This window comes from Streptomyces sp. NPDC001380, from assembly GCF_042895785.1.
In the GTDB taxonomy this organism is placed as follows: Bacteria; Actinomycetota; Actinomycetes; order Streptomycetales; family Streptomycetaceae; genus Peterkaempfera.
On sequence record NZ_JBIAWP010000010.1, the window covers coordinates 138,261 to 158,625 of the forward strand.

Consider the following 20,365-nt stretch of genomic DNA (forward strand, 5'->3'; position numbering starts at 1 on the left):
GGCGGCGAGGGCGTCCGGGGCGGCGGTGTCGTGCTCTGCCGCGGGGCGGTCGGCCGGTGTGGGGACCGGTGCGGTCACGGCTGGCTCCCTTTGCTCACGGATACGGCTACGGGACGGTGGGGGGCTCGGCCGCCGTCCCGCGCGGAGGGCGGCGGGGCCGGCCCGGTGGGGGCGGCGCCCGCCCGGCGCGGGTTGTCCTCGGCGGTGCCCGGGGGGTGCGGGCTGGGCGGGAGCGGTGCTCCGCCGCAGCCGGTGCGGACCGCGCTGTCCGACGTGTCCCAGCATAGGTGTCCGAGTACCGGCGCAGGTCGAGGCGGCCGTATGGCGGACACGGCGTGCCGGGGCGGGGCATCGCGGCTGGTGCCCCGGCGGGGTGCCCCGGCGGGGTGCCCCGGCGGGGTGCCCGGGCGGGTGGGGCCGGGCGGGGGCGGCGGGCCCGGGTCCGCTTGCGGAAGGGGGGAGGGGCGGGCCGGGGGCGGCGCCTAGTCTGGTGCCCATGAGCATGGCGACGGGGGACGGGATACCGGGCGGCGGGGTGGCGGCGGGGGCGGCCGGTGCACCGCCGGGCGGGCGGCGGGCCGCGGGCGGCCCGTGGTGGTGGGCGCGGCCGCGCGGGCTGGTGCTGGACGTGCTGCTGGCCGTGGTGGCGGCGCTGGAGTGCGGGTGGGGGGCGGCGGGCTTCGCCGGGGACCGGCTGCACTGGCACGCCCCGGTGCCGGCGGTGGCGTTCGTGCTGGGGGCGCTGGCGGGGGCGTCGTTGGTGGTGCGGCGGCGGTGGCCGGTGGTGCCGGTGGCCGCGGCGCTGGTGTTCGTCCCCGGCATGGTGGGGGTGGTGCTGCTGGTGGTGTCGCTGTACACGCTGGCGGCGTGCCGGGACTGGCGGGCGCGCCGGTGGACGGTGGCGGCGCTGTCGGCGCTGGCGTTCGCGGAGACGCTGGGCATGGTGCTGGTGGCGTTCCTCTCCGACCCGCAGGCGCGGGGGGTGCCGCCGCGGTGGCTGCTGGTGGTGCTGGCGGTGCTGGTGTCGGTGGGGCTGACGGTGCCGCCGATGGTGCTGGGGCTGTACGTGGGGGCGCGGCGGCGGCTGGTGGAGTCGCTGCGGGACCGGGCGGAGGGCCTGGAGGCGGAGCTCGGGCTGCTGGCGGAGCAGGCGCGCGAGCGGGCGCGGCGGGCGCGGATGGAGGAGCGGACCCGGATCGCGCGGGAGATGCACGACGTGGTGGCGCACCGGGTGAGCCTGATGGTGGTGCACGCGGGGGCGCTGGAGCGGGTGGTGCCGCGGGATCCGCAGCGGGCGGCGGAGAGTGCCCGGCTGATGGGGGAGGTGGGCCGTCAGGCGCTGGACGAGCTGCGGCAGATCCTGGGAGTGCTGCGGATGGCCGAGGGCGAGGCGGCCGGGGCCGGGGCCGGGGCGCCGCCCGCGGCGGTCCGGGCCGGGGCGGCTGCGGGGGACGGCCCGGACGGCCCGGACGCCGGGGGCCGGGGCGGTGCGGACGCCTCCGGCGCGGGCGGTGCGGGTGCGGACGGTTCCGGTGGGTGCGGGTCCGGTGCGGACGGCGGTCCGGGGCTGGCGGACGTGCCGCGGCTGGTGGAGCAGTCCCGGGCGGCGGGGCTGCCGGCCCGGCTGGAGGTCGGCGGGGCCCGGCGGGCGTTCACGGCGGAGGCCGAGCGCACGGCGTACCGGGTGGTGCAGGAGGCGCTGACCAACGCGCACAAGCACGCCCGCGGGGCGGAGGCGCTCGTCACGGTGGCGTACGTGCCGAACGGGGTGCGGGTCGTGGTGGTGAACACCGCGCCCTGCGAGCAGGACGCGGCGGACGGCGGGCGTCCGCTGCCGAGCGGCGGCAACGGGCTGGTGGGGATGCGGGAGCGGGTCGCGGCGCTGGGCGGCAGCTTCGCGGCGGGGCCGGTGGACGGGGGCGGCTTCCGGGTCGAGGCGGTGCTGCCGTCGCGGCTCGCGGTGAGCGCGGTGCCCCTGCGGCGGGAGTCCGCCGGGCCGCCGCCCTAGGGCCGAGGGATCCGTCCGCGGGCCGGCGGCGGGGGAGCGGCCCGCGCGTACCGGACCGCCGCGGCCTGCGGGATCCGCGCGGGCGGCGGCGGGACGGGTGAGGGGTCCGTCCCGTCCCCCGCCGCCCGCGTGCGCGCCGTCAGGCGCTGGTGATGGTGCCGCCGACGGTCTGCTGCAGCGTCTGCAGGGTGGTGCCGTCGGCGCCGACCGCCCAGCGGTCGCCGACCAGGAAGCTGCCGCCGCCGAGGGTGGCCTGCAGCCACTGCTGCTGGTCGGACCGGTTGGCGAAGGAGGTGACCGCGAAGCGGGCGCCCTGCTTGTCGGTGCAGGTGGTCTGCTTGAGCTGCTGCCCGGCGTCGGGCGGGGTGAGGGAGCAGCCGGTGGCCGCGGCGAACGCGTTCAGCGCCATCGGGGGCCTGCCCGGCTGGGGCTGGGTGGCGGCCTGCTGCTGCCCGGCGGGCGCGCCGGGGGCGCCGGGGGCGCCGGCCATGGTCTGCATCCCGGCGGGGAACTGCTGGGCGGGCTCGGCCTGGGCGGCGCCCGGGTCGGCCTGGCTGGGGCTGCCCACGTGGTTGCTGGCGCTGCAGGCGACGGCGGAGCTGAGCAGGACGGCGACGGCGGCGACTGCACCGGCTGCGGCCCGCGGGTGGAGGGCGGGCGTGCGGCGCGAGGCGGTCGGATCGGTCATGGGGGTTCCCTCCCGGGGCGGTGTGCTGCGGGGCCGGTGCTGTCCGCCGGTCTGTACGCCGGGGCGCGCGGGGCGGTTCAGCGGCCCTGCCCGCCGGGCGCCCGCCGGACGCGGGGGCCGGGGACGGGGCCGCGGGCCGTGCGAGCCGGGGAGGGCAGGCCGGGGAGGGGCCCCGGGGACGGGGACGGGGACGGGGACGGGGCTGGGGCTGCGGGCCGTGCGGGCGGGGGAGGGCGGGCGCGGCTCAGAGCAGCTGGACGGCGGTCCGCAGCCGTTCGGGGAGGGCGCCGGTGACCAGGGTCGTCACCGCCCGGTCGACGGTGTCCCCCAGGTACCACTCGCCGGTGTGGTCGAGGCTGTAGACGCGCCCGGCTGCGTCGACGGCGAGGAGGCCGAGGCCGCCGTTCTCCTCGCCGAGGGGGGCGAGGGGGGTGTCCAGGGCCCGGCCGAGGTCGGCGAGGGTACGCGGCTGGTGGAGGCCGCGCAGCGGGTCGATCAGGAAGGGGGTGCGGGCGATCTGCTCGCCGGCGCCGGCCAGGTCGACGCCGATGCCGCCGAACTCCGCCCAGGCCTCCACGGCGGCGGGGAAGACGCTGTGGCGGTGGCCGTCGGGGGAGTCGTACGCCGTGAGGGCGTCCGCCCAGGCCTCGGCCTGGCGGATCTGCCAGCGGCCGGGGTGCCACCCGGCGTGCTTGAGCGCGGAGGCGACGTCGGCGGGGAATCGGGCGTTCAGGAGGGGGCTCCTCGGGTCGGGGGCCGGGGCGGGTGCGGCCGCGGCTCAGCCGGCGGCGGCCGGCGCCACCGCGACGCTGCGGACGCCGAAGTGCTCCAGCATCGGCGCGCAGGAGCGGCACGGCGGCTGGTGGGTGCCGTGGGCCGGGTCGCCCTCCTCGCGGATCCGCACCGTCGTCATGCGGGCCCCTTTGAGGGCTTTGCGGGCGTCGGAGAGGCCCAGCGGCTTGCGGGAGGCGCGCCGCGAGCGGTTGGCCTCGGCGGTCGCCAGGTACTGGGACAGCAGGATCGCCTCGGCGCAGCGGCCGGTGAACCGTTCGCGGCTCTCCGGCGGCAGGCCGGCGAGGAACGCGGCGACCAGCGGGTGCAGTGCGGGCGGGGCGTCGTCCCGGTGGCCGGGGTGGGTGCGGGTGCCGTCGCGCGCGGACAGGGCCGCGGCCACGGCGGGCAGCAGGCTGTCGCGGTGCTGGCGCAGGACCGGGGCGCCGGCGGGTGGCCGCGGAGCGGCGGGTGCGGCGTCGGGGCTGGGGCCGGGGCCGGGGCCTGACGGCTGCGGAGCTGACGGGGCGGGGGCCGCCGGGGGCGTGGCGGTGGCCGCTATTCGGTCGCCGATGGCCATGGCCGCTCCTCCCGTCCCTCCGTCCGGCCGACACGTTCGTCGGCGAAGTGCAGAGGGTCAGACTGCCAAATACTTCAGGTGATCACTAATCCGGGGCGTGTTCCGCGGGGTGTTTCGCCATCCTGTGTCCCGCTTTGCCGGTCGTGGCCTGCGTCTCCCGGCCGTCGGGGCGTGCGCGCGGGCGCGCGTTCGCGGGTCCGTGCGCCCCACCCGGATCATCACAGGTCGTCCACAACCCGCAGGCGGGGTTTGCGCATTCGGCCCCCTCGCGCCGGAGGGCGGCGGTAGCGTTCCTGCAGCGCAGCCGGAGGCGGTGTGCGCGGCTCCGGCACCGCAGGGGAGAGCGGCCGGGGCCGCCCCGGTGTCCGGCCGTGCGTCCGAGGGTGTCAGCCGCGCCGGCCGAGGCGCCGCGCGGCACGCAGGGGGGTCGATGCCATGACGCATTCGCAGCGGACGAGCGGCGCAACCGGGCCCGAGGAGGCCCACGAGGCACCCGGCGAGCACGTGCCCGCCCCCGGGCCGCCCGCGGCTCCGGAGGGCGGGCCGGTCGGCATCGCCGTCGTCGGCGCCGGCTACTGGGGGCCCAACCTGGTCCGCAACGCCCAGCAGACGCCCGGGCTGCGGCTGCGGTGGCTCTGCGACCTGGACGAGTCCCGCGCGCGGCGGGTGCTCGGCGGGTACAGCACGGTGCGCACCACCACGTCCTTCGAGGAGGTCCTCGCCGACGACCGGGTGCAGGCCGTCGCCGTCGCCACCCCCGCCGCCAGCCACTACCGGCTGGTGCGGGCGGCGCTGGAGGCGGGCAGGCACGTGCTGGTGGAGAAGCCGATCACCACCGACGCCGACGAGGCGGAGGAGCTGGTCGCGGTCGCCGAGCGGCACGGCCGGGTGCTGATGTGCGACCACACCTTCTGCTACACGCCGGTGGTGCGCCGCATCCGCGAGATGGTGCACCGCGGCGACCTGGGCGAGGTGCAGTTCTTCGACTCGGTGCGGATCAACCTCGGGCTGGTCCAGCCCGACGTCGACGTGCTGTGGGACCTCGCGCCGCACGACCTGTCCATCCTCGACTTCGTGCTGCCGCCGGGCGTCGAGCCGGTCGGGGTCTCCGCGCAGGGCGCCGACCCGATCGGCGCGGGCCGCGCCTGCGTGGCGTACCTGACGGTCCACCTCAGCAGCGGGGCGCTCGCCCACTGCCACGTCAACTGGCTGTCGCCGACCAAGGTCCGCACCACCATGATCGGCGGCTCGCGGCGCACCCTGGTCTGGGACGACCTCAACCCGCAGGCCCGCCTGTCGGTGTACGACCGCGGCGTGGACCTCACACCGCCCGACGAGCTCACCGACGCCATCCGCCACCAGGCGCTGATCTCCTACCGGGTGGGTGAGATGGTCGCCCCCGCGCTGGTGGAGCAGGAGGCCCTGCGCAACGTGATGGCGGAGTTCGCCGCCGCGGTCACCGAGGGGCGCGCCCCCCTCACCGACGGCCGTGCCGGGGTGCGGGTGCTGCGGCTGCTGCACGCCGCCTCCCGCAGCCTGGAGCTGGGCGGGGCCACCGTCCCGGTCGGCGCCGCGGGGGCGGGCCCGGCCGCGTCCGGCCTCGCCGCGGGCCCCCTCGCCGCCGACGCCCTCACCGACACGCTCACCGAAGGGGCCGCCGCCCGATGACCGCCACCACCCCGCCCGGCCCCACCCCGCCCGGAGCCGTCCCGCCCGGAGCCGTCCCGCCCGGGCCCGTGTGCGGCACCGCCCCGGCCGCCGCCAGGGCCGCCGGGACCGCCCGCACCGGTGCCGCCGTCGACCTGCACGGCGCCCGGTGCCTGGTCACCGGCGGGGCGGGCACCATCGGCTCCGCCGTCGTCGACCAGCTGCTGGAGGCCGGCGTCGGCGAGGTCGTCGTCCTCGACAACTTCGTCCGCGGCCGCGCCGCCAACCTCGCCCGCGCCCGCGGCCTCGCCGCCGCCGACCCCGCCCGGCTCCGCGTCGTCGACGGCGACATCCGCGACCGCGCCCTGCTGCGGGAGCTGCTGCGGCCCGCCACCGACATCGTCTTCCACCTCGCCGCCCTCCGCATCACCCAGTGCGCCACCGAGCCCCGGCTCGCCCTGGAGGTCCTGGTCGACGGCACCTTCGACGTGCTGGAGGCCGCCGCCGAGACCGGCGTGCGCAAGGTCGTCGCCTCCTCCTCGGCGTCGGTGTACGGCCTGGCCGACACCTTCCCCACGCCCGAGACCCAGCACCCCTACAACAACGACACCCTCTACGGCGCCGCCAAGGCCTTCAACGAGGGCCTGCTGCGCAGCTTCCACGCCATGTACGGCCTGGACTACGTGGCCCTGCGCTACTTCAACGTCTACGGGCCCCGGATGGACGTCCACGGCCGCTACACCGAGGTCTTCATCCGCTGGATGGAGCGGATCGCCGCCGGGCGCCCGCCGCTGATCTTCGGCGACGGCGCGCAGACCATGGACTTCGTCTACACCGAGGACATCGCCCGCGCCAACCTGCTCGCCGCGCGGGCGCCCGCCACCGACCGCGTCTACAACATCGCCTCCGCGAGCGAGGTCTCGCTGCGGGGCCTGGCCGAGGCGCTGCTCGCCGCGATGGACAGCCCCGGCCTCGGCGTGGAGCACGGACCGGCCCGCGACACCGCGGGCGGCGTGGTCCGCCGCCTCGCCGACATCTCCGCCGCCGAGCGCGACCTGGGCTGGAAGCCGGAGCTGGGCCTGGAGGAGGGCCTGCGCCGCCTGGTCGCCTGGTGGCGGGGGACCGCCGCCGAGGAGGCGTCCGAGGGCGCGTCCGAGGGCGCCGCCGCCCCCGGGGGCGTCGCGTGACCATCCCCGTCATGGTCCCCTGGCTCGGCGAGGAGGAGGCCGAGGCCGCCGCCGAGGCCGTCCGCTCCGGCTGGATCGCCCAGGGGCCGCGCACCGCGGCCTTCGAGCGGGCCTTCGCCGACCACCTCGGCGTGGAGCACGCCGTCGCCGTCTCCTCCTGCACCACGGCCCTGCACCTCGCCCTGATCGGCGCCGGGGTGGGCCCGGGGGACGAGGTCGTCGTCCCCTCCTTCTCCTTCGTCGCCACCGCCAACGCCGTCACCTACGTCGGCGCCGTGCCCGTCTTCGCCGACGTCGACCCCGCCACCGGCAACCTCACCCCCGCGACCGTGGAGCCGCTGCTCACCGCCCGCACCCGGGCCGTGGTCGCCGTCGACCAGGGCGGCGTCCCCGTCGACCTCGACGCCCTGCGCGCCCTGCTCGACCCGCGCGGGACCACCGTGGTCGAGGACGCGGCCTGCGCCGCGGGCAGCGTGTACCGGGGCGCCCCGGCGGGCCGCGGCGCCGAGCTGGCCGCCTTCTCCTTCCACCCCCGCAAGCTCCTCACCACCGGTGAGGGCGGCATGGTGACCTGCCGCGACGGGGCCGTCGCCGCCCGGCTGCGGCGGCTGCGCGAGCACGGCATGAGCGTCTCCGCCGCGGACCGGCACGCGGCGCCCGGCGGCGCCGCCCTGCTGGAGACGTACGACGAGATCGGCTTCAACCACCGGATGACCGACATCCAGGCCGCGGTCGGCCTGGTCCAGCTGGGCAGGCTGCCGGCCCTGGTGGAGCGCCGCCGCGCCCTCGCCGGGCGCTACCGCGCGCTGCTGGCGCCGCTGCTCGGCGAGGACGGCGGCGGGCGGCTGGTCGCCGACCCGCCCCACGGCACCACGAACTTCCAGTCCTGCTGGCTGCTGCTGCCCGACGCCTTCCCGGTCGGCCGCGACGACCTGCTGGGCCGGCTCGCCGCCGCCGGGATCTCCGCCCGGCGCGGCATCATGGCCGCCCACCTGGAGACCCCGTACGCGGGCACCGCCCGGGTGCCGCTGCCCGCCACCGAGCACCTCACCCGCAACTCCCTCGTCCTGCCGCTGCACCACTTCCTGACGGAGGAGCAGCAGGACCAGGTCGCCGCCGCCCTGCTGGCCGCGGCCGGCTGAGCACGCCCACACCCGGACCCAGGGGGACCGCACCATGACCGCGAGCACGGCCGCCGACGCCCCGACCCCGCCCGCCGGGGGCCCGGCCGCCCCGCCGGCCGCCGCCCCGCCGGTGCCGCTGGTGGACCTGCAGGCGGCCCACGCCGAGGTCGCCGACGAGGTCCGGGAGGGCTTCGACCGGGTCCTCGCCGCGGGCGCCTACGTCAAGGGCCCCGACGTCGCCGCCTTCGAGGAGGAGTACGCCGCCCTGTGCGGCACCCGCCACTGCGTGGGCACCGCCAACGGCACCGACGCCGTCGAACTGGCCCTGCGCGCGCTGGAGCTGCCCCCCGGGGGCGGCGTGGTGCTGCCCGCCAACACCTTCGTCGCCACCGCCGAGGCCGTGGTGCGCGCCGGACTGCGGCCCGTCCTCGTCGACGCCGACCCCGAGCACCTGCTCACCGACCCCGCCCGGGTCGCCGAGGTGCTGGAGGCCGACGGCGGTGCGGTGGCCGCCGCGGCCGCCGCGGGCACCGACCCCAGGCCCGGCCGGATCGCCGCCCTGCTGCCCGTCCACCTCAACGGCCAGCTCGCCCCGATGCGGCCGCTGCTCGACCTGGCCGCCGCCTACGGCCTGCCGGTGGCCGAGGACGCCGCCCAGGCGCAGGGCGCCGCCCAGGACGGCCGGCCCGCCGGCTCCTGGGGCCGGATCGCGGCGACCAGCTTCTACCCCGGCAAGAACCTCGGCGCCTACGGCGACGCGGGCGCCGTCACCACCTCCCACGACTCCCTCGCCGAGGCGGTGCGCCTGACCGGCGACCACGGCTCGTCCCGCAAGTACGTCCACGACCGCTTCGGCTTCACCTCCCGCCTGGACACCCTCCAGGCCGTGGTGCTGCGCGCCAAGCTCCGCCGCCTGCCCGCCTGGAACGCCGCCCGCCGCGCCGCCGCCGCCCGGTACGACGCCCTGCTCGCCGGCCTCGACGGTGTCTCCCTGCCGCGCACCGCGCCCGGCAACGTGCACGTCTGGCACCTGTACGCGGTCCGCGTCCTGCCCGGCCGCTCCCGCGACGCGGTGCTGGAGGCGCTGCACGCGGCGGGCATCGGCGCGGGCGTGCACTACCCGGTGCCGGTCCACCTCCAGCCCGCGTTCCGGTGGCTCGGCCACGGGGAGGGGTCCTTCCCCGTCGCCGAGCGGGCCGCCCGCGAACTGCTCACCCTGCCGCTCTTCCCCCAGATCACCGAGGCCCAGCAGGTCCGCGTCGCCGAGACGCTGGCCGGGGCCCTCGACCGGGCCTGACGCGCCGTCGCGGAGGGGGCGGCGGGTCAGCTCCCGTCGCGCAGGTCCTTCGGGGCCTCGCGCAGGAAGGAGATCCGGTCGAAGACGGCGGTGCAGCCCTCGCCGAGCGGCGACTGCGCCATGAACCCGATCCGCACCCGGCCCGCCGCCTCCGGCCCCAGCGTGAAGTAGCGCAGCAGCCGCCACCAGCGGCCGTCCGCGGAGGAGTGGAAGGCGAAGGCGCCGCCGGTGCGGGTGATCCGCAGCCACAGCCGCCCGCCCGCCGTCTCGTGCGCGTTGGCGTCGTCGGAGGTGCCGCGGGTCACCATCGTCACCGCGGTCGGCCGCGCCTGCGGGGAGTACTCGAGGCAGACCTTCGCCCACAGCCGCTCGCCGGCGTGCAGGAGCAGCACCCCGGCGTCGTAGCTGGAGCGGAAGCCCACCTCCACCCGCGCCGCGAACGTGAAGTCGCCCTCCGGCGGCACGCCCACCAGCCGTGCGGCGTCCGGCAGCTGCTCGCCCTCCCGGCCCGCCGGGTCCGCGAACAGGTCGCTGCGCGGCGCGGCCGTCATGGTGAGCGTCCCGCCGTCGATGCTCCAGGAGCCGCCCGGCGGCCCCTCCTCCGTGAGTGCGATCATCAGGCCCTGGATGGTGTGCCCCCCGGCGTCCGGCTCCGCAGGTCCCGCCACGGCGGCGTCACCTCCTCGACGGCCGCGCGGTGTCCGGGACCGGGCGGCCGCCCCCCATCCTTCCCGGCGGCGGCGCGGTGCGCCAGAGGGGCCCGCCACCGGGGGGGGCACCGCCGCCCGGCCACCCCCTACGCTGGGGGCGCAGACGTACGAGCCGAGCCAGTGGGGGACGAACTCGATGACGACAGGTCGGCCCGGCGCGCCCGCCGGACCCGGGAGAGCGCAGGCGCCCGGCGCCGCCTACGCGGGGCAGGCGGTGCGCTTCCCCGACCCGCTGCGCGCGGAGCGGTACCCCGCGGGGGTGCCGGTGGACGAGCGCGGGTACCCCGACCTCGGGGCGTTCGCCGCCGCGGCCGCCGAGGTCGCGGACCCGCCGGAGGGCTTCGGCGTCGACGAGCTGCGGCTCACCGACCACGTGTCGGCCAACGCCGCCCTCTACACCCAGGGCCACGAGCTCTGGGCCGACGTCGACTGCGCCGTCGCCACCCCCCACGGCTGGACCTGGCACCACGCCGTCGGCCCGGCGGCCCCCGGCAGCCGCCGCCTGGAGCTGGTCCCGGTGGAGGTGAAGGCGCTGCTGCGGCACCACGGCGGCCTCGCCCTGTCCACCGCCGACCACTCCCGCCGCGGCACCCGCCCCCTCCAGGAGCACCGCCCCGCGCACTTCTCCCTCGCGAAGGACGGCGGCGGCCCCCTCGCGGTGACGGAGGACCAGGTCCAGCGGGTGGAGGAGCGGCTCGGCTACCGGCTGCCCGGCGCCTACCGCGGCTTCCTCAAGCTCGCCGGCGGCCGCGCGCCCGTCGGGGTGGCCCTCGACCCCGGGCTGGGCCTGCTGCTCGACCAGCCGTTCCTCACCGTCCGCGACACGTACGCGCTGGACGACCTGGTCTACGTCAACAAGTGCGTCCGCGACCACCTCACCAAGGACTACCTGGCCGTCGCCTACGTCCAGGGCGGCCTGCTGGCGCTGAAGGTCCGCGGCCCGCGCACCGGTTCGGTCTGGTTCTGCCCGTACGACGACGCCCGCGACACCGGCGCCGAGGAGCCGCCGGACCTGCGGTGCGAGCGGCTGCTGCTGCCCTGCGGGGACGACTTCGACGCGTTCCTGCTGCGGCTGGCCGGCAGCCCGCCGGAGCTGGAGACGGTGGCCGAGCTGATGGTGGACGGCGGGTTCGCCCGCGCTGTCCCGGTGAAGGGGCAGGGGTGATCCGGCCGTGGTGACGTACGCGCAGGCCCAGGAGACCGCCGAGGACTGGGTCAACGGCGGGGTGCCGCACTTCCAGCGCCGCGAGGTGCGGGTGCGGGAGTTCGACCTGGGCTTCGTCTGCTGGGCCGCGGACCGGGCCGACGGGCCGACCTCGGACGGCGGCGAGGTGCGGCTGGTCATCGCCCGCGACAGCGGGGCGGCCACGCTGTGGCCGCCGCTGCCCGTCCACGAGGTGGTCCGCCGCTACGAGGAGGTCTACGGGCGGCCCGCGGGGGCCGCGCCCGCGGGCACCCCGGCGCCGCCCGCCCGCGACTCGGTGGAGGCCACCTCCTTCCTGCTCAGCCCGCCGCAGTGGCTGCAGGAGGCCGGCGCGGCCGCGATCGCCGCCGAGGCGGCGGCGCTCGGCACCTCCGGCACCTCCGGCGGCTCCGGCGGCCCTGGCGGCCCCGCCGGGCCCGCGCGGCCGGCTCCCGCGCCCGCCGACCCGCCGCCCGCCGTCCTGACCGCGCCGCCGGTGCCCGACGGGCCGCCGGGGGACGTGCCGACCATGCTCGCGCCGCCCGGGCACACGCCCCCGCCGCGGCCCGGCGGCACCGGCGGCGGCCCGACCCCGCCGCCGTCCGACCCCTTCGGCACCGGCGGGCCCGCCGTGCCTCCCGGCGGCCACGGCCACCCCGCGCCGCCGCCGGGTTGCCCGGCCTCCCCGCCGCCGCCGGCGTACCCCGCCGACGGCCTGCCGCGGGGCGTGTACCCGCCGCCGCCCGTGGCCCCGCCGCCCGCCCCCCTCGGGCCTCCGCCGCCCCCGCCGCCGGGCCTGCGCGCCGCGGCGCCGTCCGGTCCGGGCGCACGTCCCGGCGGCCCGGTGCCGCCGCCCCCCGAGCTCGACCACGCCCCGACGATGCTTGCGTCGCCGGGCGGCCCCGGCATGCCCGTCGTGCCCGGCCCGCCCGGAGGCCCGTCCGGCGCGGGCCGCGGCGCGGGCGGCACACCCCCGCCGCCGCCCCCCGGCCTGCTGGGCGGCGGCCCCGGCGCCCCCTCGGGCGGCGCCGGCCGTGCCGCGGGCAGTGCCCCGCCGCCCCCTCCGCCGCCCGGTCTGCTGGGCGGCGGAGGGCCGGGAGCGGGCGGCGCCCCGGCGTCCCCGTCCCCCGCCGCGGCCGACCTCGACCACGCGGCCACCCAGCTCTCCCCGGCCGTCGACCTGGGCCGCGGCCCCGGCCGGGACGCCGGACGGTCCGCCGTGCCGCCGCCCCCGCCCCCGCCCCCGCCGCCGGGGATGCCGGGTGCTCCGCTGCCCCCGCCGCCGGGGATGCCGGGTGCTCCGCTGCCGCCCCCGCCGGGCGCCGGTGCGGCCTACGGCTACCCCGCCGCCCCGCCGCCCCCGCCGCCCGGCCCGCTCGGCGGCCCCTTCCCGCAGCAGCCGCCGCCGCCCGCGCCGCCCGGCCCGGCCGGCGGACCGGGCGTGCCGCCCGTCCCCGGCATGCCCGGCATGCCGAGTGCCCTCGGCGTGCCCACGGTCGGCCCCGGCTACCTGGCGGTGCTCAGCTACCGCGGGCCCGACGGCTCCGAGCAGAAGGTGATGCACCGCAGCGAGCCGGGCACCCCGCACCCGGAGTGGAAGATCCTCCAGGAGCTGCGGCGGCTGAACGTGCCGCCGGACCAGGTCCTGGAGCTCCACACCGAGCTGGAGTGCTGCGACCTGCCGGCCGGCTACTGCGCCCGCATGGTCAAGGAGGCCTGGCCGAACGTCAGGATCAGCCACACCGCCGCCTACGGCCGCGACCACGCCGCGCGGCAGTCCGGCATGCGCCACCTGCTGGAGCACCTGGACGAGCTGCACGCCCTGGCGTCGGGCCCGGCCCGGCCCCGGCCGGTGCGGGTGCCGCTGCCCGACCCGGGCGCGGTGCCGAAGCTGCCGCCGCTCGCCCCGCAGCAGCTGGCGGGGGAGCTGGCGCAGGCCTTCGGCCCGGCGGTGTTCCGCTACGAGCAGCGCGCGGTGGCCCGGCAGGGCGTGCCGGAGGCGGTGGCGCAGACGCTGACCTGGGCGGGCCTGCCGGTGGAGTTCGGCCCGTTCTTCTGGGCGCAGGCGCAGCCGGGCCGGCCGATCCCGACGCTGGCGGAGCTGGCGGCCGAGCGCGGGCGTGCGGCGGCGCCGGACGCGGGCGGGTACCTCGTGCTGGGCAACGACTACGGCCGCCAGCTGTGCGTGCAGTACGGCACGGCCGCCGTGGTCGCGGTGGACCTGGAGGGCGGGCCCGAGCAGAACCGGCCGCGGTTCGTGAACTCCGGCGTCCCGGAGTTCGTGCGCTGCATGGCGCTCCTCGGCCGGATGTGGCGGCTGCGGTACGGCCTGACGCCCGAGCAGGCCGGGCGCTGGACCACGGACTTCCAGGCGCAGCTCGCCGCGGTCGACCCCGCGGCGCTGCAGTCGCCGGACACGTGGTGGGCGGTGGTCCTGGAGCAGTTCTGGGACGGCCTGCTGTAGGGCGGCGCGGTACGGCGGGAGGGGCGTTCCGGACATCCGGGGCGCCCCTCGCTGTCGTGTTTCCCACGTGTTCCCGCGCGGGTCGCGGGCGGTGGTTCGGGTACGAGTGCCTTCGGAGCAGGTAACTTGGGGGTCAAAACGGATCAAAAGTGATCAGGTTGCTTCCTGGTCGCTGGCGACGAGGGGAGCAGCACCGATGAGCGACGCCGTCTCTGCGTACGACTTCACCACGGCCCGGCGCGGCTACGCGCCGGAACAGGTGGCGCGTGCGGTCACGGCGCTGGTCACCCAGCGGGACGAGGCCTGGGAGCGCCTCAGCGTCCTGGGGGCCCGCATCCGCGAGATGGAGGCGGAGCTGGCCGCCGCGGTGCAGGCCGCCGAGGAGGCCCCGCCGCCCGACTTCTCGCAGCTGAGCGCGCGGGCCGCCGGCCTGCTCTCCGGTGCCGGGGCCGAGGCGGAGACCGTGGTGCAGGAGGCCGAGCGCGCCGCCGCCCAGCTGCACCGCCTCGCCGTCCAGGAGGCCCAGCGGCAGTCCGGCCACGCCGCCGAGGCGGCGGGCGCCGCCCGCGCCGGGGCGGACGCCGACGCCGAGCAGCTCCTGGAGCAGGCCCGCGCCGCCGCCGCGAAGCTCCGCGAGGAGGCCGCGCAGGAGAGCGCGGAGCTGCTCGCGGCCGCCGAGCGGGACGCCGCCGCGGTGCGCGGGCGCGCCGAGCAGGAGGCCGAGCGGTCCCGGTCCGAGCTCGCCGCCCGGCAGAAGGCCGCCGACGAGGAGGCCGCCGCCTCGCTCGCCCGCGAGGAGGAGCTGGAGGAGCGGATCAACGCCGTCGCCGAGCGCCGCGACCAGGAGTCCGCCCGCCACCGCCAGTCCGTCCTGGCCCGCGTCTCCGAGATCGACGAGGAGGCCCGGGTCCGCGCCGAGCGCATCCTGGACCGGGCCCGCCAGGAGGCCGAGCGGATCACCGCCGCCTCCGAGCGCGAGCAGCGGACGTACGAGGAGCGCCAGGAACTGGTGCAGGTGCACCTGGACCACATCCGGCAGACCCTGTCGGCGCTGACCAACATGCCCACCGCGGCGGGCGCGGGCACGGCTGCGTTCTCCGTCCCGGCGCCGGCCGCGGAGGCCCTGCCGGTCGCCGCCGCCGCCGTCCGGCCGGTGCGGAGCGTGGGCGCCGTCGACGGCGTGCCGCACGACCCCGCGCACGACCCCGACTCGGACACCGCCGAGATCCCGCTGCCGGCCGCCCCGCCGCCCCCGGCCCAGCGCACCGGCTCCACCGGGGAGGAGCGCCGGGCGGGCTGACCGCCGCCGCACCCCCGGCGGGGCCGGCGCGGCCCTAGAGGACCTCCACCGCCGCCCCGCTCAGGCGGCGGCGGCAGTCCAGCACGTAGCGGGCGTGCTGTGTGACGGCGGCGTAGTCGAACTCGTCGTGGTCCGCGAGCAGGACCACGGCGTCGGCCGCCGCCAGCTCCTCCGCCGTGGCCTCCACCCGCCGCACCGCGGCGAGCGCGTCCCCGTGCCCGGCGTCCGCCGCGGCGCGGGGGCCGGGCACCCGCGGCTCGCCGGGCAGGCGTGGCTCGTCGACGTGCACCCCGGCGACCACGTGCGGGTCGGCGGCGCGGACCTCGGCGCCCATCCGGGTCAGCAGTCCGGCGACCCGGGCGGCCGGGGTCTCCCGGGCGTCGCCGGTGTTCTTCTTGTAGGCCAGGCCCAGCAGCAGCACCCGGGAGCCCTTCACCGAGCGCTGCCGCTCGTTGAGGGCCTCCACCAGCCGCCGCACCACGTAGTCCGGCATGTGGCTGTTGACGTCGTTGGCCAGCTCCACGAACCGGAAGGGGTGCCCCAGCGCCCGCTCCACCCGCCACGACAGGTACGACGGGTCGATGGGCAGGCAGTGCCCGCCCACGCCCGGCCCCGGCGTGAACCGCAGGTAGCCGAAGGGCTTGGTGGAGGCGGCGTCGATGGCCTCCCACACGTCGATCCCCAGGTCGTGGGCGAACATCGCCAGCTCGTTGACCAGCGCGATGTTCACGTGGCGGAAGGTGTTCTCCAGCAGCTTGGTCAGCTCCGCCTCCTTGCAGGAGGAGACGGGCACCGTGCGCTCCACCAGCTGCCCGTAGAAGCCGTCGACCGCCGCCAGCGACGCCGCGTCCAGGCCGGAGACGACCTTCGGCGTGTTCTCCAGCCGCCACACCGGGTTGCCCGGGTCGATCCGCTCGGGGCTGTACCCGAGGTGGAAGTCGCGGCCCGCCGCGAGCCCGGAGCCCTCCTCCAGCAGCGGGGCCAGCAGCTCCTCCGTCGTCCCCGGGTACGTCGTCGACTCCAGCACCACCGTCGCCCCCGGCCGCAGGAAGCGGGCCAGCATCCGGGCGGAGGACTCGATGTACGACAGGTCCGGCGCGCCGTCGCGCAGCGGCGTCGGCACGGTGATCACCGCGACGTCGAACCCGGCCGCGTCCCGCGGGTCCGTGGACGGCAGGTACGAGCCCGCGTCCAGCAGGGGCCGCAGCCGCTCCGCCGGGATGTCCTCCACGTACGACTCGCCCACGGCGAGCCGCTTGACCCGCCGCTCGTCGACGTCGTAGCCGACGACCTCGTGCCCCACCTCGGCGGCCCGGACCGCCAGCGGCAGCCCCACGTACCCCTGGCCTGCGATCACGACGCGCATCGTGGAACAGCACCCCCCTCGTGACGGCGCCATCCCCACGCCGCCTTCACAGAATCAGCGTAGAGAGCGGCGCGGTCCGGCGGGGCCGTTTCCGGCGGAGCCGGGCCCGCCCCGCCCCCGCCGCACGGCGTGCCGCCCGCCCCGGGCGTACCCTGGGACCCCCGGCCCGCACCGCGTGCCGGGCGGTTCGCGTTGCGCGCCCCGGCGCCCCGCGGCGCCCGTCCCCACCCGGCCCGGGCCGCCGGGGCACCGGACCGCCGACGCCCCCGCACCCAGCACTCCGCACCCAGCCCCACCGCCCCAGACCGCCACTGACCGGAAGCACGGGACAAGAAGACCCCATGACCCTGACCGGACTGCTCGACGTCGTCGCCCAGGACGCCGCCCTCGCCGAGGCCGTCGAGGCCGCCGCCACCGGCGCCCGCCGGCACCTCGACCTGGTGGGGCCGCCCGCCGCCCGCCCGTTCGCGATCGCCGCCCTGGCCCGCTCGCTCGCCGCGCGCGCCGCCGGGGACCGGGGCCGGCCGGTGCTCGCCGTCACCGCGACCGGCCGCGAGGCCGAGGACCTCGCCGCCGCGCTGCGCTCGCTGCTGCCGCCCGACGCCGTCGCCGACTTCCCCGCGTGGGAGACCCTGCCGCACGAGCGGCTCTCCCCGCGCTCCGACACCGTCGGCCGCCGCCTCGCGGTGCTGCGCCGCATCGTGCACCCCCGCGCCGACGACCCGGCCGCCGGGCCGGTGCAGGTGGTCGTGGCGCCGGTCCGCTCCGTGCTCCAGCCGCAGGTCAGGGGCCTGGCGGACCTGGAGCCGGTGGCGCTGCGCCGCGGGGAGCAGCACGACCTGGAGGAGGTCGCCCGCCGCCTGGCCGCCGCCGCCTACCAGCGGGTCGAGCTGGTGGAGAAGCGCGGCGAGTTCGCCGTCCGCGGCGGCATCCTGGACGTCTTCCCGCCCACCGAGGAGCACCCGCTGCGGGTGGAGTTCTGGGGCGACGACGTCGAGGAGATCCGCTACTTCAAGGTCGCCGACCAGCGGTCCCTGGAGGTCGCCGAGCACGGCCTGTGGGCCCCGCCCTGCCGGGAGCTGCTGCTCACCGACGCCGTGCGGGCCCGCGCCGCCGAGCTGGCCGCCGCCCACCCCGAACTGGCCGAGATCCTCGACCGGATCGCCGAGGGCATCGCCGTGGAGGGCATGGAGTCGCTGGCCCCCGTGCTGGTGGACGACATGGAGCTGCTGCTGGACGTGCTGCCGCAGGGCAGCGTCGCCGTGGTCTGCGACCCCGAGCGGGTCCGCACCCGCGCCGCCGACCTGGTCGCCACCAGCCAGGAGTTCCTCCAGGCGTCGTGGGTGGCCGCGGCCTCCGGCGGCGACCGGCCCATCGACCTGGCCCCGATCGACGTCTCCGCCGCCTCCCTGTGGCCGCTGGCCGACGTCCGCGAGCACGCCGACGCGATCGGCCTGCCCTGGTGGTCCGTCAGCCCCTTCGCCACCAGCGACTCCGCCGACTCCTTCGAGGCCCGCCTCGACGCCGACCCCGACACCCTCACCCTCGGCATGCGCGCCGTGGAGGCGTACCGGGGCGACACCGCCCGCGCCATCGCCGACGCCAAGGAGCGCCTGGCCGACGGCTGGCGGGTCGTCATGGTCACCGAGGGCCACGGCCCGGCGAGCCGCATCGCCGAGATGCTCGGCGGCGAGGGCATCGGCGCCCGCCTGGTCGCCGACCTGGCCGCCGCCCCCGAGCCCGGCGTGGTGCACGTCTCCTGCGGCTCGATCGAGCACGGCCTGGTCGACGAGGCGCTGCGGCTGACCGTCGTCACCGAGACCGACCTGTCCGGCCAGAAGTCCTCCACCAAGGACATGCGGCGCATGCCGTCGCGCCGCCGCAACGCCATCGACCCGCTCGCCCTCCAGGCCGGCGACTTCGTCGTCCACGAGCAGCACGGCGTGGGCCGGTACGTGGAGATGGTGCAGCGCACGGTCCAGGGCGCCACCCGCGAGTACCTGGTGCTGGAGTACGCGCCCGCCAAGCGCGGCCTGCCCGGCGACCGGCTGTTCGTGCCCACCGACCAGCTCGACCAGGTCACCAAGTACGTCGGCGGCGAGGCGCCCTCGCTGCACCGGATCGGCGGCGCCGACTGGGCCAAGACCAAGTCGCGGGCGAAGAAGGCGGTCCGCGAGATCGCCGGCGACCTCATCCGGCTGTACTCGGCGCGGATGGCCGCCCCCGGCCACTCCTTCGGCGCCGACACCCCCTGGCAGCGGGAGCTGGAGGACGCCTTCCCGTACGCGGAGACCCCCGACCAGCTCACCACCATCGCCGAGGTCAAGGGCGACATGGAGAAGTCGGTCCCGATGGACCGGCTGATCTGCGGCGACGTCGGCTACGGCAAGACCGAGATCGCGGTGCGGGCCGCCTTCAAGGCGGTGCAGGACGGCAAGCAGGTCGCCGTGCTCGTCCCCACCACGCTGCTCGTGCAGCAGCACTTCTCGACCTTCTCCGAGCGGTACGCCAACTTCCCCGTCAGCGTCCGGGCCCTCTCCCGCTTCCAGACCGACACCGAGGCCAAGGCGGTGCTGGAGGGGCTGCGCGACGGCTCGGTGGACGTCGTCATCGGCACCCACCGCCTCTTCGCCTCCGAGACCCGCTTCAAGGACCTGGGCCTGGTCATCGTCGACGAGGAGCAGCGCTTCGGCGTGGAGCACAAGGAGCAGCTGAAGAAGCTCCGCGCCAACGTCGACGTGCTCACCATGTCCGCCACCCCCATCCCCCGCACCCTGGAGATGGCGGTCACCGGCATCCGCGAGATGTCCACCATCACCACCCCGCCGGAGGAGCGCCACCCGGTGCTGACCTTCGTCGGCCCCTACGACGACAAGCAGATCGCCGCCGCCGTGCGCCGCGAGCTGCTCCGCGAGGGCCAGGTCTTCTACATCCACAACCGGGTGGAGTCGATCGACAAGGCGGCGGCGCGGCTGAAGGACCTCGTCCCCGAGGCGCGGGTCGCCACCGCGCACGGGCAGATGGGGGAGACGCAGCTGGAGAAGGTCGTCGTCGACTTCTGGGAGAAGGAGTTCGACGTGCTGGTCTCCACCACCATCGTGGAGTCCGGCATCGACATCTCCAACGCCAACACCCTCATCGTGGAGCGCGGCGACACCTTCGGCCTCTCGCAGCTGCACCAGCTGCGCGGCCGCGTCGGCCGCGGCCGCGAGCGCGGGTACGCGTACTTCCTGTACCCGCCGGAGAAGCCGCTGACCGAGACCGCCCACGAGCGGCTCGCCACCATCGCCCAGCACACCGAGATGGGCGCCGGCATGTACGTCGCCATGAAGGACCTGGAGATCCGCGGCGCGGGCAACCTGCTGGGCGGCGAGCAGTCCGGCCACATCGCGGGCGTCGGCTTCGACCTCTACATGCGGATGGTGGGCGAGGCCGTCGCGGAGTTCCGCGAGCAGCTGGAGGGCGGCGGCGAGGCGGAGGAGGAGCCGCTGGAGGTCAAGATCGAGCTGCCCGTCGACGCGCACGTCCCGCATGACTACGCGCCCGGCGAGCGGCTGCGCCTCCAGGCGTACCGGTCCATTGCGGCGGTGAACTCCGAGGAGGACATCGCGCAGGTCCGCGAGGAGCTCACCGACCGCTACGGCCGCCTGCCGGAGCCGGTGGAGAACCTGCTGCTGGTGGCGGGCCTGCGGCTCTTCGCGCGGCGCTGCGGGATCAGCGACATCACCCTGCAGGGCTCCAACGTCCGCTTCGGGCCGGTGGAGCTGCGCGAGTCGCAGGAGCTGCGGCTGAACCGGCTCTACCCGCGCAGCCTCGTCAAGGGCGCGGCCCGGCAGCTGCTGGTGCCGCGGCCGACCACCGGGCGCATCGGCGGCAAGCCGGTCGTCGGGCGCGAACTGCTGGCCTGGTGCCGGGAGTTCCTCACCGCCATGTTCGACGAGCTGCCCGCGGCCCGCTGACGCCGCCGACTGCCGGCTGTCGTCCGTCGCCCCCGACCGGGCCCGCGATCCGCGGGTCCCGGTCCGGGGGCGCGGCCCGGG

14 protein-coding genes are annotated in these 20,365 nt (G+C 77.8%); 9 read left to right on the forward strand and 5 right to left on the reverse strand.

The features are described 5' to 3' along the window. The first annotated feature begins 496 nt into the window (after positions 1 to 496). On the forward strand, positions 497 to 2,008 hold the full coding sequence (locus ACFY07_RS14960; RefSeq protein WP_390869028.1) for a sensor histidine kinase: 1,512 nt from the start codon (positions 497 to 499) through the stop codon (positions 2,006 to 2,008). A 139-nt stretch (positions 2,009 to 2,147) separates the two neighbouring features. Here ACFY07_RS14960 and ACFY07_RS14965 read toward each other — a convergent pair whose 3' ends face one another. From ACFY07_RS14965 to ACFY07_RS14975, 3 genes are all read right to left on the reverse strand, one after another. Then, positions 2,148 to 2,696, reverse strand: a complete 549-nt coding sequence (locus ACFY07_RS14965) for a hypothetical protein (RefSeq protein WP_390869029.1) — start codon at positions 2,694 to 2,696, stop codon at positions 2,148 to 2,150. Between the two features lie 244 nt (positions 2,697 to 2,940). Beyond that, a complete protein-coding gene (locus ACFY07_RS14970; protein ID WP_390869114.1) occupies positions 2,941 to 3,429 on the reverse strand; it encodes an SUKH-3 domain-containing protein in 489 nt (162 codons plus the stop codon). Between the two features lie 45 nt (positions 3,430 to 3,474). After that, complete coding sequence (locus tag ACFY07_RS14975; RefSeq protein ID WP_390869030.1) at positions 3,475 to 4,047, reverse strand: YwqJ-related putative deaminase; 573 nt, start codon at positions 4,045 to 4,047, stop codon at positions 3,475 to 3,477. A gap of 435 nt (positions 4,048 to 4,482) precedes the next feature. Here ACFY07_RS14975 and ACFY07_RS14980 point away from each other — a divergent pair, with 435 nt between their 5' ends. Genes ACFY07_RS14980 through ACFY07_RS14995 form a run of 4 tightly spaced genes read left to right on the forward strand, consistent with a single transcriptional unit; the run spans position 4,483 to position 9,302 of the window. After that, complete coding sequence (locus tag ACFY07_RS14980; protein WP_390869031.1) at positions 4,483 to 5,715, forward strand: Gfo/Idh/MocA family protein; 1,233 nt, start codon at positions 4,483 to 4,485, stop codon at positions 5,713 to 5,715. After that, a complete protein-coding gene (locus tag ACFY07_RS14985) occupies positions 5,712 to 6,881 on the forward strand; it encodes an NAD-dependent epimerase/dehydratase family protein (RefSeq protein ID WP_390869032.1) in 1,170 nt (389 codons plus the stop codon). Before ACFY07_RS14980 ends, ACFY07_RS14985 begins: the two co-directional genes overlap by 4 nt. After that, positions 6,878 to 8,023: a DegT/DnrJ/EryC1/StrS family aminotransferase gene (locus ACFY07_RS14990; protein ID WP_390869034.1), complete on the forward strand. Its 1,146-nt coding sequence runs from the start codon at positions 6,878 to 6,880 to the stop codon at positions 8,021 to 8,023. Before ACFY07_RS14985 ends, ACFY07_RS14990 begins: the two co-directional genes overlap by 4 nt. Before the next feature lie 34 nt (positions 8,024 to 8,057). After that, positions 8,058 to 9,302 (forward strand): DegT/DnrJ/EryC1/StrS family aminotransferase, encoded by a 1,245-nt coding sequence (locus tag ACFY07_RS14995; protein ID WP_390869035.1) that lies wholly within the window; start codon positions 8,058 to 8,060, stop codon positions 9,300 to 9,302. A gap of 26 nt (positions 9,303 to 9,328) precedes the next feature. Here ACFY07_RS14995 and ACFY07_RS15000 read toward each other — a convergent pair whose 3' ends face one another. Continuing rightward, positions 9,329 to 9,919 (reverse strand): DUF1349 domain-containing protein, encoded by a 591-nt coding sequence (locus ACFY07_RS15000; protein ID WP_390869036.1) that lies wholly within the window; start codon positions 9,917 to 9,919, stop codon positions 9,329 to 9,331. Between the two features lie 229 nt (positions 9,920 to 10,148). Between ACFY07_RS15000 and ACFY07_RS15005 the strand changes: the two genes are divergently transcribed. From ACFY07_RS15005 to ACFY07_RS15015, 3 genes are all read left to right on the forward strand, one after another. Beyond that, positions 10,149 to 11,177 (forward strand): SMI1/KNR4 family protein, encoded by a 1,029-nt coding sequence (locus ACFY07_RS15005; RefSeq protein WP_390869037.1) that lies wholly within the window; start codon positions 10,149 to 10,151, stop codon positions 11,175 to 11,177. Between the two features lie 7 nt (positions 11,178 to 11,184). Next, positions 11,185 to 13,659: an SUKH-4 family immunity protein gene (locus tag ACFY07_RS15010; RefSeq protein ID WP_390869038.1), complete on the forward strand. Its 2,475-nt coding sequence runs from the start codon at positions 11,185 to 11,187 to the stop codon at positions 13,657 to 13,659. A gap of 196 nt (positions 13,660 to 13,855) precedes the next feature. Continuing rightward, positions 13,856 to 14,959 carry a hypothetical protein gene (locus tag ACFY07_RS15015; RefSeq protein ID WP_390869039.1) on the forward strand — a complete coding sequence of 368 codons (1,104 nt, stop codon included), beginning with the start codon at positions 13,856 to 13,858 and terminating at the stop codon, positions 14,957 to 14,959. A gap of 34 nt (positions 14,960 to 14,993) precedes the next feature. Here the strand turns inward: ACFY07_RS15015 and ACFY07_RS15020 are convergent, their stop codons facing one another. Beyond that, entirely contained in the window at positions 14,994 to 16,325 is a 1,332-nt protein-coding gene (locus ACFY07_RS15020; protein ID WP_390869040.1) for a nucleotide sugar dehydrogenase, read from the reverse strand. Positions 16,326 to 16,666: 341 nt separating this feature from the next. Here ACFY07_RS15020 and mfd point away from each other — a divergent pair, with 341 nt between their 5' ends. Next, entirely contained in the window at positions 16,667 to 20,284 is a 3,618-nt protein-coding gene (gene mfd / locus ACFY07_RS15025) for a transcription-repair coupling factor (protein ID WP_390869041.1), read from the forward strand. The last annotated feature ends 81 nt before the right edge of the window (positions 20,285 to 20,365 follow it).

Coding starts and splice junctions, on each gene's coding strand:
- ACFY07_RS14960 (WP_390869028.1), top strand. CDS start 497: ATGAGCATGGCGACGGGGGACGGGATACCGGGCGGCGGGGTGGCGGCG.
- ACFY07_RS14965 (WP_390869029.1), bottom strand. CDS start 2,696: ATGACCGATCCGACCGCCTCGCGCCGCACGCCCGCCCTCCACCCGCGG.
- ACFY07_RS14975 (WP_390869030.1), bottom strand. CDS start 4,047: ATGGCCATCGGCGACCGAATAGCGGCCACCGCCACGCCCCCGGCGGCC.
- ACFY07_RS14980 (WP_390869031.1), top strand. CDS start 4,483: ATGACGCATTCGCAGCGGACGAGCGGCGCAACCGGGCCCGAGGAGGCC.
- ACFY07_RS14985 (WP_390869032.1), top strand. CDS start 5,712: ATGACCGCCACCACCCCGCCCGGCCCCACCCCGCCCGGAGCCGTCCCG.
- ACFY07_RS14995 (WP_390869035.1), top strand. CDS start 8,058: ATGACCGCGAGCACGGCCGCCGACGCCCCGACCCCGCCCGCCGGGGGC.
- ACFY07_RS15000 (WP_390869036.1), bottom strand. CDS start 9,919: ATGATCGCACTCACGGAGGAGGGGCCGCCGGGCGGCTCCTGGAGCATC.
- ACFY07_RS15005 (WP_390869037.1), top strand. CDS start 10,149: ATGACGACAGGTCGGCCCGGCGCGCCCGCCGGACCCGGGAGAGCGCAG.
- ACFY07_RS15015 (WP_390869039.1), top strand. CDS start 13,856: ATGAGCGACGCCGTCTCTGCGTACGACTTCACCACGGCCCGGCGCGGC.
- ACFY07_RS15020 (WP_390869040.1), bottom strand. CDS start 16,325: ATGCGCGTCGTGATCGCAGGCCAGGGGTACGTGGGGCTGCCGCTGGCG.
- mfd (WP_390869041.1), top strand. CDS start 16,667: ATGACCCTGACCGGACTGCTCGACGTCGTCGCCCAGGACGCCGCCCTC.